Raw genomic sequence first — 12820 nt, forward strand, 5'->3', positions numbered from 1 at the left:
TTGCCTTTCACGGCAGGATAGTGCCCCTTCTTTTAAATGCCTGCGAGGCCATCATGAACGCACAGCAGCTAGTCGACGAGCGCGGCGACCTTTGGCTTGCCTTGGCCCCCTTATGGCTAGACCGCGAACCCAGCGAACGGGATTACGCCCGCATGGTCGAGGTCATTAATCAGTACGACATGCCGCTGATGGAGCTTGAGTGGATGTTTCGCCTGGAGCTAGCGCCAGTGATGTCACGCCATCAACTTTCGATTGCCAGCGAATGGCGAAAATTTGATGACCATAAGCTGATGCAACAGCTAGTGAGTCATAACCTGCGCTTAAAGGGGTGGCGACGCAAAGGCTGGGCGCTTTTTTCCGGGCTAACCACCATGATGGTACGCCACCGCTGGGTCGAGCTTATGAACCGCGTTAAGGTTGCCCGTGGAGAGCATTAAGCCGCCGTCAACACTCTGACTCGTTGATGGCCAATGACCTATTCACGATCCAGCGCCGCTTCCAATGCCAAGCGTAAGGGTTGCCCATGATCTCGCGGGCCAAAACGGGCAATGACCCTGCCATCGCGTCCAACCAGAAACTTGGTGAAATTCCACTTAATGGCTTGGGTACCCAAAACCCCGGGCGCCTGTTGTTTCAGCATGACAAATAACGGGTGTGCGTGGTTGCCATTAACACTGACTTTTTCCATCAAAGGGAAGCTTATCCCGTACGTTTGCTCACCAAACGCACAAAATGCTTCAGCACTTTCCGGCGACTGACGGCCAAACTGGTTGCAGGGAAACCCCAGCACGGTGAAGCCGCGGTCACGATAACGCTGGTATAACGCCTCAAGCTCTTTTAATTGCGGCGTAAATCCGCATTGGCTGGCCACATTAACTACCAACAGCACTTGCCCACGCAGCGCGCGTAAATTAAACGGCTGCCCTTGGTGGGTGTAACAGTCTTGATCGTAAATCGTCATTATTAAGCCTTACACCTTCCAGGCGATATAAACACTACCTTGCCACGGCTACAGGGATGGCACCAGCGCCTTATATCGATTATTGCCAAGCACAACGGCCTATTAACCTATGGTAATGGGCCCCATGACAACGCGCAGCGCCAGCGCAATCAGTAGCACGCCGGTTAATCGATTTATCCAGTGCGCATGGCGCTGCAACCAAGGCAGTACCCGCGAATGCGACAAGCCGACCGCCACCAGCACGTACCAACCACCATCAATAAGCATAGCGGTTAGTACGACGATCATCTTTGCCATACTACTCATATCAGGAGTAACAAACTGGCTCAGCAACGCTACAAAAAAGATAATCAGCTTGGGATTACCCAGCGCCACTAGCATCCCCTCTTTGGCCGCCTGACGGCGAGTGGTTACCACCCCCTGTTGACTCATTACCCCCGCCCTGCCAGCCCGTAACGCCTTGATGCCTAACCAGGCTAAATAGGCGGCGCCCGCCCAAGTAATCAGTTGAAAAACGTCAGGCGAACGAGTAACTAACGCGCCCAGTCCCCAGACAGTCAAAAGCGCATAAAACCCGACGCCAGCCGCATGAAATAAAGCAGCGGTAATACCTGGCAACCGCCCACCGCCCAACGTGTGTTTTAAAACCAGAGCGAGGCTGGGTCCGGGCGACATCGCCCCCATGGCGCAGATAGCCGCGAGTGACAACCAGAGTGAGAACGGCATTTTTTCCTCTTTTTACTTGTTAATGAATCGTCGTCTACATGCGCCAATGCCGTTACCGGCTGAGTTGCTTGCTGTATAACGTCGTCTCGCTTAAATAACGCTGTTAGCATGGTACGCTGTTGGGTAAAATTTGCCCCTTTTTCGATGAAAATGACGCCTGCTGTCAAAACAGGCGTGGCACGGCTAATAAAGGACTCCGATATGGGTAGGGCGTTTCAAAACCGTAAAGAATCGATGGCTAAAACGGCCGACGCAAAAACCAAGGTTTATAGCAAATACGGGCGTGAAATTTATGTCGTTGCAAAAGCAGGCGGCTCAGACCCGAACGGTAACCTTGCCCTGCGCGGTTTAATAGAGCGTGCGAAAAGAGATCAGGTTCCCTCGCACGTTATTGATAAAGCGCTAGACAAGGCCAGCGGCGCAGGTGGCGAAGACTTCTCTCCAGCACGCTACGAAGGCTTTGGTCCCGGTAACGCCATGGTGATTGTCGACTGCTTAACCGATAACCCTAACCGCACCTTTGGCGATGTACGCGGTTGCTTTACCAAAACGAAAAGCAAGATTGGCACCCCCGGCAGCGTTAGCCACATGTTCGATCACTGCGCGATTTTTGCGTTTGTCGGCCAGGAAGAAGAGGCGGTGCTTGAAGCGCTGATGGAAGCCGATGTTGATGTGACCGACATTGAGCAGGAAGAAGCGCGTATTACGGTTTATGCGCCACACACCGAATATTCTAAAGCCAAGCAAGCCCTGCTGAATGCGTTCGGTGAGCTCGATTTTGAAATTGATGAGATTCAGTTTCTGCCGCAAAACACCACGCCGCTCGAAGGCGATGACGTGGCGCTATTTGAAAAATTTGTGGGCATGCTCACCGATCTGGACGATGTACAAAACGTCTTCCACAGCGCTGAGTTGCCAGAAGAGACAGCGTAAATAGCACGATCGGTACGTTTAAAGTGGCCGTCAGCGTATTGCTGACGGCCAGCGCAGCATTTGGTGACAACAGCGCAGGCTTAATACCGGCATCGCTCAGCACCTGCTTCCCCCGCACGGTTAGATCGGTAATAAACCAAAACTGCTGCCACACCCAACTGCCCCGACAGTACACCGCTAAACGCTGTCGCTCTTTATGGACAAGCGCTTGATGAGGAGGCGCCATCAAACAACGAACGCCCTGAGGTTTACGGTCGATACACTAAACAAGAACAAGGTTAGTATTTTGAGGATAAATCACTGCGGAGCTATTCGAACTTATCGACTAAAATGACATCTTCAGAGATAACCATTATCCGCAACCATTTCATGTTACGCAGGAGGCGACCATGAGTATTGTTCATGTTAGCGAGGCAGAGCTCTACGCCAAGCTTGAAAAATGTATGTCGGGAGAGCGCGTTCTCATTGACCAGGCTGGCAACCGGTTTAGCGCGCGCATTCAGCTCGCCCGTAAAATGGATGCAACGGTCATTCCCGAAAAACAGCTACACAAAAGTCACGATGATCCTGATGAAGTGGATAGCATCACCGTGCCTTATGAGCATATCTGGGAGCTTGAAATTAAGGGCGTGGTGTATAGCCGTTTAGCAGAATAATCGCATCGTTCTACCAGCACCCCCTTACGGGCAGTGCTGGTAAAGATCGCAAGCGAATGCCTTTAGAACGTTAAACAGATTTTTCCTAAATGCTTGCCCGCCTCCTGGTAGCGAAAGGCATCCGCAATCTCGGCTAATGCAAACTCTCGATCAATAATGGGGCGCATATCGTTAGCTTCTATAGCCTTGATCATCTCTATCTGATGGCGGCGACTGCCCACAATCAGGCCCTGCAAACGCGCCTGTTTTGCCATTAGCTTCGCGGTTGGAATGTCTCCCTGGCGGCCAGTCAGCACACCAATCAATGAGATATGCCCACCAATTTTGACCGCTTCGATAGATTGCGGCAGCGTTCCAGGTCCGCCTACTTCGACAATATGATCAACACCTTGCCCATCCGTCAGTTCATTAACCTGCTTGCCCCATTCAGGGGTTTCCTTGTAGTTAATCGTATGGGTAGCGCCCAATTCACGTAACCGCTCACGTTTCGCGTTGGAAGACGACGTCGCGATAACGTGGGCGCCCATCATGCGTGCAAACTGCAGCGCAAATATGGATACACCGCCAGAGCCCAGCACCAATACCGTATCGCCTGCTTTTAAGCCGCCATCCACCACAAGCGCACGCCATGCCGTTAACCCTGCAGTAGTGAGCGTTGCCGACTCAGCATGGCTATACCCCTTCGGCTGATGGGTAAACCACTGCGCAGGGCGAACCACCTGTTCACAGGCATAGCCATCGACACCATCGCCAGGCGTCGTCGTAAAATCCGCAACGCGTGCAGGGCCTTCCAGCCAGTGAGGGAAGAATGTCGATACTACGCGATCACCCACTGAAAACTCGGATACTCCCTCACCTACCTCTTCAACAATACCCGCTCCATCCGACATGGGAATACGGCCGTCAGCGGTCGGCATTTTGCCCGCCACTACGCCGTAATCATGAAAATTCAGCGAGCTTGCATGAATGCGTACGCGAACCTCACCCGCTGCAGGTGCGCCAGGTGCCGTGGCATCCTGCACATTAAGTTTATCCAGCCCACCTGGGGCTTGTAGCGTTACCACTTGCATTGTCGATCTCCCGGTTTAGCTGTCGTCTGGAACACGTTAGCAGAGGATCAGAAAATTCACATATCAACCCCAAGAAAGCCGCCCGACTGGCGCTTCCATAGCCCGGCATAAATACCGTCTTGAGCGAGCAATTCCGTATGCGTGCCGCTTTCTACAATACGCCCCTGCTCAACCACGATCAGCCGATCAAGCATTGCGATGGTGGAAAGACGGTGGGCAATGGCAATAACCGTTTTGCCTTCCATTAACGTATCCAACTGCTCTTGAATGGCGGCTTCCACTTCAGAGTCCAGCGCCGACGTGGCTTCATCCAATACCAAAATAGGCGCGTTTTTCAACAGCACGCGCGCGATGGCAATACGTTGGCGCTGGCCACCCGACAGCTTAACGCCGCGCTCGCCCACATGTGCGTCCAATCCACGACGCCCCTGAGGGTCCACCAGGTCGTTAATGAACGCATCCGCATGGGCGCGGCATACGGCGGCCCATACTGCCTCATCGTCTGCCTGCGGAGTGCCATAGCGAATGTTATCGCGCAGTGAACGGTGCAAAAGCGAGGTATCCTGGGTCACCATGCCAATCTGGTGACGCAATGAGGTTTGCGTGACCTGAGCGATGTCCTGATCATCGATAAGAATGCGCCCGCCCTGAACATCATAAAAACGCAGCAGCAGGTTAGCGAGGGTCGATTTACCCGCGCCTGAACGACCAATCAGGCCAATTTTCTCACCGGGGGCGATTGTCAGATTCAGTCCATCAAACACGGTTCGGCTTTCGCCTTTGGCCTGCTCATAGCCAAAACGCAGCGCGTCAAAATGAATTTTACCCGCCGGTACATGGAGGGCTGGCGCATTGGGCACATCACTGATGGTCGGTTCGCGGGCAATAGTGTTCATGCCATCCTGTACCGTACCAATATTTTCAAACAAGCCCGCCACTTCCCATAAAATCCAGTCAGACATAAAGCGGATCCGCATCACCAGCGCAATCGCGATGGTTAATACGCCTAGCGAAATGGCATCGTAATACCAGGTGCTAATCGCCATACCTGCCGTGCCTACCAGCAGCGCGGTATTTAGCAGCGTCAGGCAGACACTCATAATGGTGACCAAACGCATCTGCTGATGCACGGTTTCCATGAACCCTTCCATGGCATCACGTGCATAGCGCTGCTCACGCTCGGTATCCGCAAATAGCTTTATGGTTTGAATATTGCTGTAGCTGTCGACCACGCGCCCAGTCATCTGCGCGCGGGCATCGGCCTGCGCCATGGACACATCACGCAGCCGAGGAACAAAAAAGCGCATGATGGCCAGATACCCAATAAGCCAAAGCCCCAAAGGGAGCAATAGCCACAAATCGGCCCGCCCCAACAAAATCGCCGCACCGGTGAAGTACACAATGGCATAGACCAAAAGGCCCATCACCTTGGTGACCGTTTCGCGGATCGCCAGGGCGGTTTGCATCACTTTTTGGGAGACCCGCCCGGCAAACTCGTCCTGATAAAAAGCCAGGCTTTGATTGAGCATATGACGATGCGATAGCCAACGGCCAATCATCGGGTAATTGCCGAAGATACTTTGATGAGTAACCAACGATTGAGCCAGCACCAGCAGCGGCAGCCCCACAAGCATCAACACACCTACCCCGGCCAACCAAAGCCCATTCGCAGCCCAAAAGCCTTCACGCTCTACATTGCCCAGCCAATCAACCAGTTGCCCCATATAGTTAAAGAAAACCACCTCCGCAGATGACACCAGCGCAGTAAATAGCGTCATGGCAATCAGCAACGGCAATACCGGGCGCGAGAAGTGCTTGATGAAGGGCAACAGGCCTTTAGGCGGTGTTTGAACATCCTCCATAGGGTAAGGATCTACGCGCGTTTCAAAGTAACGAAATAGCGGCTGCAGCATACGAGAAAACATGAACGTTCCTTACGTTACTTATCGATCATTAGTTGGGTTAGGTGCCTGATGCCGTAAAAGCCAGCGAGCCCAAAATGGCGCAAAAACCATCAACGTCACCATGCGAAGAAGGTGGTGAAATGCGACAAATACCGGGTCAATATTAAGCGCCACCGCCAAAATGGCCATCTCGCCAACCCCGCCGGGTGCCAGCGCCAGCAGAGCGACATCACGGCCAACGCCCACAAACTGATGAATCAATTCGGCAAACAGAGCCAACACCATAAGCGCCAACAGCGTGGCAATGCCTGACTGCCATAAATAGCGTCCCCATAACCGTCGCGTCATGCCTTTAAAGCGAGAACCGATTGCGCTGCCCAATACCCAAAGCATCAGGTTCATCCCCCAATCAGGCAACCGAAGACTTGCAATATCAAACCCTGAAAGCAGTGCAGCGGTAAGCAACGGTACCAATAAGGCGGGGGTAGGAAAGCGTAGCCAGCGCCCGAGCGGCAGTAGCAGAGGGATAAGCAATAGCATCCAGGCATGTTCAAACTCATTTGCCCGCAACGCCATGCCACCCTCCCCGCCCTCGTAGGCCCAAAAAAGAGGAGGTAACACTAAAATCACCAAAATCACGCGAAGCGACTGGGCAATAGCAATACGCTGAGGGTCACCGCCACATTTGTCGCCCAGGATAATCATCGCCGTCATGGCGCCAGGAGCGGCGGCAAACCAGGCGCTGACGGAATCAAACCCACAGCGCCGATACCAGGCCGAGGCCGCCACCGTAGAGGCGCTAATACCCGCTAACAACAGCACGGCTGATATTGGCCAATCGACCACCCGCTGAGCGAGTTCCGGTGTTACCTGGCTGCCTAACACCAACCCCATAACAGCGAGAAAAACATTACGCAGTCGCTCCGGCACTACAACGTTAACGCCCCGAGAGGAAACCAGCAAATTGGCAACCAGAGGGCCAAGCATCCAGGCAAGCGGTAAACCGGTAAGTTGGAAAATCGTGCCGCCTAGCGCGCCAACGATGAGCGACGTTAACAGCCCTTTTGCACTTCTTGTACTTACAACACCTTTCACACCAGCCCTCGCTACCGAAATCTGCGCTAGCGGGTTAATTTATTAACCCGCTAAATATAACGATAGTTTATCACTGACCAGGCTATACAAGGACACCAATAGCAAGGAAGCCGACGCTGCTTGCAGGATTGCCAGCGCTAACGCGGTGAAGACTGACGTGTATCAGGCAGGCAGCAACGCTACGCTGGCTATCAAAATAGCTCCGCTGCCTTGGAATATAAGCGCTTACTCTATCGAAAAAGCAGGCGCTTTCTTTTGAGGGAAGGAGCGTAATGTCTGCTGATTCCAGGTCTCAAAGTGGTCGTGCATAGCTTGGCGTGCCAACTCGCGATCACGGGTTTTAACAGCATCAACAAGCGCGATATGCGTCTCGTTGGTTTTCTTTTGTGCGCCCTTTGACTGCCTGGCAAGAACCCTGCGCTGATGAAGTACTTTTTTAAGCACCGATGACAGTCCTTGAAAAATAATCAACACAGCGGGATTTTTGGCCATAATCGCCAACAGCTCATGAAACTCGTAATCCGCCTGAATACCTTCAAGTACATCGGTGGAATTAACGATCTTGCTGCAGAGCCTTTCAAGCTGCTCTAGCTCATGAGCCTGATGGTTGACCGCGGCTGCCTGGACAATCTCTTTTTCAAACATTTCCCGGGCAGTTTCAAGATGATCAACAGAGATATAATTAAGTTTTAGCGCCAGCTCAAAGTAGAGCTGAATAAACACCGGCTCCGGCATTTTGAGAAAGGTGCCACTGCCCTGCTTGCGCTCAATGAACCCAAGGCTATGCAATACTGAAAGTACATTTCGTACCGATGAGCGGTGCATATCAAAGTGCTCGCAGAGCGCTCTTTCTGGAGGGAGCTTTAACCGGCCATCCTTGGAAAGTTCGGAGACAGAAACAAACTCCTTAAGCCTATCCAAAAGATTCGGATCCATTTGGCTCATAGCGTCATCCAAGTGCTACCCCTATACCGTATTTTAAGTATAAGGGTAGCTTATCATAGTCAGTGAATGTGCATACCGCCGTTCACATCCAGAGTAGTCCCTGTCATGTAGCTTGAGAGATCACTTGCCAGGAAAAGGAAAGCATTGGCAACATCGTCGGGTCCACCCAAGCGGGCGAGCGGAATACCTTCCAGGATTTTTGCTTTCATTTGATCATCAAGTTTGCCAGCAGTAATGTCGGTGGCAATCAAGCCAGGCGTTACGGAGTTAACACGAATACCGGATGCACCGAGCTCGCGCGCCATGGCTTTTCCAAGCCCCAGCATACCGGCCTTGGCCGCACTATAATGTGGGCCACCGAAGATACCACCGCCGCGTTGTGCAGAAACCGAAGATGTATTAATGATAGACCCAGCTCCGCCCTGTTTCATGTGCGGCACGACAGCTTGCGACATATACATCATGCCACGCAGGTTAACGTCTAAAATACGGTCGTAATCTTCTGGCGTAATCTCTTCAAACTTAACCGGCTGAGTGATGCCTGCGTTATTGACCAGCACATCAATTCTACCAAACTTTTCCATCACGGCTTTCGCCAGACTGAAGCAGTCATCACGGCTTACCACGTTACCTGTTACGACCATCGAGCGGTCAGCGTCAAACTCGCTGCGTACTTTCTCGCAGGCTGCCTCATTGATGTCGGAAATAACAATGGAAGCACCGTGCTCGTAGAAGAGACGCGCCGTTCTAAGACCAATACCTTTTTCACCGGCAGCGCCAGTCACGATACATACTTTACCTTTAAGCAGCATGACGTTTTCCTTTTATTAATGTTGGGTCAGTAAAGCCAACTCCTCAAGGGAGCGTAAAATTTGCGACTCGATCCTATCGAGCGGCAGTGGTTGTTCATCGCGCCACGGCTGAGCGCCAGCATCGCGATGCAGTCGAAATGGAAGTTCCAGCGAGAACGGCTTACCTTGGTCAAGCAGCGAAGCAGCGAGCGCTTTATCATCCGTATCACCTTCGCCGAACGGAACAAAATCGAACCCATCGCTACGTCGAGCACAGGGCTTGAGATGAAAGTGATCGGCGATAGACATGGCCGCCAAAGCATCACCAAGGGCGTTCTTATTTAGGCAGTGGGAAAGCAAATTGCTCATGTCGTAGTTAATGCCAAAGGCCTCATCACCCAACCGTTCAAGTAACGCCGACGCATCCGCTGAGCTATCGAACACGTTGGGCGCCCCGTTACCGGGGTTTTCAAGCAAAATACGCACGCCGTACTCACGCGCAATGGCGGCCAGTGTATCGGCCTGCTTAAAGAACGCGCTCTCATGCTCACTCGTGGCCGCGTTGGTAATGACAAAACCTGCGCCTAGCGAAGCCGCAAAACGGCAGCGCGCCTCAAGCCTGGCAGCAGCGTTTTCAAGCCCCAGATCAATATGGCCTGAGAAGTAACGACACTGCTGGCCATAGCGGCGCATCTCGCTTTTCAAATCGTTGGCAAATGACTCGGTAAAGTCGCTATCAGTAAACGCCTCTACGTAGCCATCGATAAAAGCGAACTCAATATTTTTCACCCCGCACCGCGCAAGCGAAGGCAAGATCACATCGAACCCATACCCATCGTAGGCAGCGGTACTGACGGATATGAGGCTTTGCAGGTTGGCTGTCATCATCACACCTAATACATGATCAGTGCTGGCACATAGGACACCAACAACAACACAATGATGGCCACAAGATAGAAGGGTACAAGTTCCTTCACGACGGCCCCGATACGCTCGCGCGCAATCGCTGCGGAAACGAACAGCGTTGTACCAATGGGCGGAGTAAAGAGACCAATACTAAGATTTACACACATCATGATGCCCAGTTGCACCAGATCCAGCCCGATAGCATTAGCAATGGAGACAAGCGTAGGTCCCAGCAGTAGGATCGCAGCAGGTAAATCAAGGAACATACCGATAAACAGCAGTAATAAATTGATTGCCAGAATGATCAAAAGTGGGTGTTTCAGGTATTCAACGGCCCACTGGGCAACAGCTTGCGGTACGCCACCGGAGGTCAGGATATAGGCGATAATGTTGGCCGCCGCGATGATCAACATCACAATACCGGTCGTAATTACCGTATTTACCAGCGCGCTCATCACTCGATCAGCGGTCAAGTCACGGTAGATAACGACACTGACGACTAGCGCATAGGCAACCGCAATAATGCTGACCTCGGTAGGCGTAGCAATACCCGCCCTTAACAGCACAACGATGAAAACCGGCATCAAAAGCGCAGGCAGCGCGGTGATGAGCGTACTGTACACCTCAGCCCGCGTATGCTTGAGTGTGAGGCGTGGAAACCCCCGCCGTCTGCCTACGATATAACAAGCCAGCATCATGCCAGCGGCAAGCATTAGCGCAGGAATAACAGCAGCGACAAACAGCGATGCAATCGAAGTGTTGGAAACCGTGGCAAACAGAATTAGAGGAATCGAAGGTGGCATTAACCCGGCGATAACCGAAGACGCTGAGGTAACCGCTGCGCCGAACGCTCCCGGATAGCCTTCTCTTTTTTGCCAGGGGATAAGCATGGAACCCAGTGCCGAGGCTTCCGCCACCGAAGAGCCGGAGACCCCACCGAAAACAGTCGACCCCACCACACTGACCTGACCCAGCCCACCGTGATATTTACCTACCAGCATCGAGGCCAGCCCAACAAGTTTCTGCCCCAGCTTGCCCGACATCATCAGGCTACCCGATAGAATGAAGAATGGGATCGCTAGTAGTGGAAAGCTTTGCGTAGGCTGAAAAATCTTCATGATTGCCATACTGGATGACATGGGACCAAATACCGACAAGGCCGCCCATCCACTGATCACCAGCGAATAACCAACGGGCATCGCCATTAATACAAACAGGGCAAACGCAACAAGCATCTGAGCCGTCATACTCCCTCCTCCCCATGAGAAACTTGAGGGTCGGAGAACTCATTACCACCGACCAGAATCAGAGCTATGTTGATAAGAGAGACAACAGCCAATCCTATAAAACCAATAACCACTGACCAGTAAGCCCAAGACATACCCAAGCGTGTAATGGGGAATCGCTGGCTTCCCGCAATGTCCACCACATCCAATCCGTGGTAAGCCATCGTGCCAAACGCAACCACCGCGATGAGATTAACGGCAAGTGCAACTAACTTTCTTGGAAGCGAAGGTAGCTTTTCCACCACAAGCTCAATACCAATATGCTCGTTCTTGGCCGCCGCGGCCACAATGGCACTCATGGTTAACCAGGGAAAAAACAGGTTAGGTATTTCTGTTACCCACCCCAGATTAATCGAAAAGACGTAGCGAACCATCACGCCCATCATCAGTGAAACAAAGATGGTAACGACGGCAATAATTGCCACCCATTTGAAGGCGTGATAAATCGTATTTTTTAAGCTCACTAACAACGAGGCAGGCATGCCCACCTCGTTGTTGTGGCTCTCAGCCGAGAGCTTCATGAAAAGCCCCTCCCCGTTACTGTTGCTCGTTCTGAGCGGCATTGACCACCATTTCAACCAGCTCGGGATACTCTTCGCGCCAATGATCGTAAACAGAGGACGTCGCTTCAATAAACGGCACCGTATCTACTTCATTAAATATCACACCCGCACTTTCCATCTCCGTGCGTAAAATCTGGTTGGCTTCAAGCGATGCCTGACGGTTAAACTCACCTGCCTCGATGGCTGCCTCTTGAATCACGTCCTGCTGCTCAGCGGAGAGCGTGTCCCAAATCATTTTGCTCATCAGCACTGGGGTTGATTCATATTTATGCCCCGTTAGCGTGATGTAATCCTGAACCTCATAAAGCTTGGACGAGTAGGTGTTCATCAGCGGATTTTCTTGGCCATCTACCACGCCCTGCTCAAGCGCAATGTAGAGTTCGGAAAAATTCATCGGAGTCGGGTTGGCACCCAGCGCGTTGAAGATATCGACGGTCATTTCATCGGGTGGCGTACGAACTTTAAGCCCAGCCAGATCTTGTGGTGTTTCGATTGGGCGAACATTGTTGCTCACGTGACGAATGCCGTTATCCCAGAAAGCTAGCAAAATCAGTCCCTTCTCTTCAGAAAGTCTTTTCAGCTCATCGCCTACTTCACCATCCATCACGTTCCAGGCAGTAGGCAGCGAGTTAAAGAGAAATGGCAGACCTAATACTGCGAACTCAGGAACAACACTTGAAGCGGTTCCCTGGCTATTGCTGCTGAAAGCCAGAGCTCCCATACGCATTAGGGTCATCGCTTCCATATCATCGCCATACTGGGAATTACCACCAACGTCGACTTTCAATTCACCATTGGTTCCCTCTTCCACCAGTTCAGCAAAAAGAGCAGAGGCATCCCACTTTGGGTTTCCTTCCGCCGCACTATGTGTAAGCTGAAGAACCTGCTGGGCAGTAGCAGCACCAGAGAAGATGAAGGCACCGGCGATGACGGAGGCAAGCACTGTTTTTTTCATGACGTTTCTCTCAATTCGATTATTTGTTG

14 protein-coding genes are annotated in these 12820 nt (G+C 52.2%); 3 read left to right on the forward strand and 11 right to left on the reverse strand.

The features are described 5' to 3' along the window. Nucleotides 1-53 precede the first annotated feature (53 nt). Nucleotides 54-437, forward strand: coding sequence for a DUF7079 family protein (locus ACT3R4_RS10240; RefSeq protein ID WP_087106394.1), 384 nt, complete (start codon nt 54-56; stop codon nt 435-437). 38 nt (nt 438-475) lie between these two features. Here ACT3R4_RS10240 and ACT3R4_RS10245 read toward each other — a convergent pair whose 3' ends face one another. Continuing rightward, on the reverse strand, nt 476-961 hold the full coding sequence (locus tag ACT3R4_RS10245; protein ID WP_441678883.1) for a glutathione peroxidase: 486 nt from the start codon (nt 959-961) through the stop codon (nt 476-478). A gap of 102 nt (nt 962-1063) precedes the next feature. Beyond that, nucleotides 1064-1687, reverse strand: a complete 624-nt coding sequence (locus tag ACT3R4_RS10250) for a LysE family translocator (protein WP_192528522.1) — start codon at nt 1685-1687, stop codon at nt 1064-1066. 201 nt (nt 1688-1888) lie between these two features. Here ACT3R4_RS10250 and ACT3R4_RS10255 point away from each other — a divergent pair, with 201 nt between their 5' ends. Both ACT3R4_RS10255 and ACT3R4_RS10260 read left to right on the forward strand, forming a co-directional pair. Further along, nucleotides 1889-2620 (forward strand): YebC/PmpR family DNA-binding transcriptional regulator, encoded by a 732-nt coding sequence (locus tag ACT3R4_RS10255; RefSeq protein ID WP_087106400.1) that lies wholly within the window; start codon nt 1889-1891, stop codon nt 2618-2620. 389 nt (nt 2621-3009) lie between these two features. Then, the gene (locus ACT3R4_RS10260; RefSeq protein WP_087106403.1) at nt 3010-3276 is read left to right on the forward strand and encodes a hypothetical protein; all 267 of its coding nucleotides are present in this window, start codon (nt 3010-3012) and stop codon (nt 3274-3276) included. Between the two features lie 62 nt (nt 3277-3338). Here ACT3R4_RS10260 and ACT3R4_RS10265 read toward each other — a convergent pair whose 3' ends face one another. The 9 genes from ACT3R4_RS10265 to ACT3R4_RS10305 form a co-directional block, all read right to left on the reverse strand. Beyond that, the gene (locus tag ACT3R4_RS10265) at nt 3339-4346 is read right to left on the reverse strand and encodes a zinc-dependent alcohol dehydrogenase family protein (RefSeq protein WP_441678881.1); all 1008 of its coding nucleotides are present in this window, start codon (nt 4344-4346) and stop codon (nt 3339-3341) included. 56 nt (nt 4347-4402) lie between these two features. Continuing rightward, nucleotides 4403-6271 (reverse strand): ABC transporter ATP-binding protein, encoded by a 1869-nt coding sequence (locus tag ACT3R4_RS10270; protein WP_441678879.1) that lies wholly within the window; start codon nt 6269-6271, stop codon nt 4403-4405. A gap of 18 nt (nt 6272-6289) precedes the next feature. Next, the gene (locus ACT3R4_RS10275; RefSeq protein ID WP_441678877.1) at nt 6290-7345 is read right to left on the reverse strand and encodes an AbrB family transcriptional regulator; all 1056 of its coding nucleotides are present in this window, start codon (nt 7343-7345) and stop codon (nt 6290-6292) included. 225 nt (nt 7346-7570) lie between these two features. Then, the gene (locus ACT3R4_RS10280) at nt 7571-8290 is read right to left on the reverse strand and encodes a FadR/GntR family transcriptional regulator (protein ID WP_087106411.1); all 720 of its coding nucleotides are present in this window, start codon (nt 8288-8290) and stop codon (nt 7571-7573) included. Between the two features lie 59 nt (nt 8291-8349). Beyond that, nucleotides 8350-9102 (reverse strand): SDR family NAD(P)-dependent oxidoreductase, encoded by a 753-nt coding sequence (locus ACT3R4_RS10285; protein WP_441678875.1) that lies wholly within the window; start codon nt 9100-9102, stop codon nt 8350-8352. Between the two features lie 15 nt (nt 9103-9117). Further along, nucleotides 9118-9966, reverse strand: coding sequence for a sugar phosphate isomerase/epimerase family protein (locus tag ACT3R4_RS10290; protein ID WP_441678873.1), 849 nt, complete (start codon nt 9964-9966; stop codon nt 9118-9120). An 8-nt stretch (nt 9967-9974) separates the two neighbouring features. Next, complete coding sequence (locus tag ACT3R4_RS10295; protein ID WP_441678871.1) at nt 9975-11234, reverse strand: TRAP transporter large permease; 1260 nt, start codon at nt 11232-11234, stop codon at nt 9975-9977. Continuing rightward, nucleotides 11231-11794: a TRAP transporter small permease gene (locus ACT3R4_RS10300; protein WP_441678869.1), complete on the reverse strand. Its 564-nt coding sequence runs from the start codon at nt 11792-11794 to the stop codon at nt 11231-11233. The genes ACT3R4_RS10295 and ACT3R4_RS10300 overlap by 4 nt, the downstream gene beginning before the upstream one ends. Before the next feature lie 16 nt (nt 11795-11810). Further along, entirely contained in the window at nt 11811-12791 is a 981-nt protein-coding gene (locus ACT3R4_RS10305; protein WP_441678867.1) for a TRAP transporter substrate-binding protein, read from the reverse strand. Nucleotides 12792-12820 lie beyond the last annotated feature (29 nt).

The sequence above is a fragment of the Halomonas sp. AOP7-E1-9 genome (assembly GCF_052376035.1).
Lineage (GTDB): Bacteria > Pseudomonadota > Gammaproteobacteria > Pseudomonadales > Halomonadaceae > Vreelandella > Vreelandella citrativorans.

Bases quoted from the DNA above. Each gene is read 5' to 3' on its own strand.
- ACT3R4_RS10240 (WP_087106394.1), top strand. From the start codon at position 54: ATGAACGCACAGCAGCTAGTCGACGAGCGCGGCGACCTTTGGCTTGCC.
- ACT3R4_RS10245 (WP_441678883.1), bottom strand. From the start codon at position 961: ATGACGATTTACGATCAAGACTGTTACACCCACCAAGGGCAGCCGTTT.
- ACT3R4_RS10250 (WP_192528522.1), bottom strand. From the start codon at position 1,687: ATGCCGTTCTCACTCTGGTTGTCACTCGCGGCTATCTGCGCCATGGGG.
- ACT3R4_RS10255 (WP_087106400.1), top strand. From the start codon at position 1,889: ATGGGTAGGGCGTTTCAAAACCGTAAAGAATCGATGGCTAAAACGGCC.
- ACT3R4_RS10260 (WP_087106403.1), top strand. From the start codon at position 3,010: ATGAGTATTGTTCATGTTAGCGAGGCAGAGCTCTACGCCAAGCTTGAA.
- ACT3R4_RS10265 (WP_441678881.1), bottom strand. From the start codon at position 4,346: ATGCAAGTGGTAACGCTACAAGCCCCAGGTGGGCTGGATAAACTTAAT.
- ACT3R4_RS10270 (WP_441678879.1), bottom strand. From the start codon at position 6,271: ATGTTTTCTCGTATGCTGCAGCCGCTATTTCGTTACTTTGAAACGCGC.
- ACT3R4_RS10280 (WP_087106411.1), bottom strand. From the start codon at position 8,290: ATGAGCCAAATGGATCCGAATCTTTTGGATAGGCTTAAGGAGTTTGTT.
- ACT3R4_RS10285 (WP_441678875.1), bottom strand. From the start codon at position 9,102: ATGCTGCTTAAAGGTAAAGTATGTATCGTGACTGGCGCTGCCGGTGAA.
- ACT3R4_RS10290 (WP_441678873.1), bottom strand. From the start codon at position 9,966: ATGACAGCCAACCTGCAAAGCCTCATATCCGTCAGTACCGCTGCCTAC.
- ACT3R4_RS10295 (WP_441678871.1), bottom strand. From the start codon at position 11,234: ATGACGGCTCAGATGCTTGTTGCGTTTGCCCTGTTTGTATTAATGGCG.
- ACT3R4_RS10300 (WP_441678869.1), bottom strand. From the start codon at position 11,794: ATGAAGCTCTCGGCTGAGAGCCACAACAACGAGGTGGGCATGCCTGCC.
- ACT3R4_RS10305 (WP_441678867.1), bottom strand. From the start codon at position 12,791: ATGAAAAAAACAGTGCTTGCCTCCGTCATCGCCGGTGCCTTCATCTTC.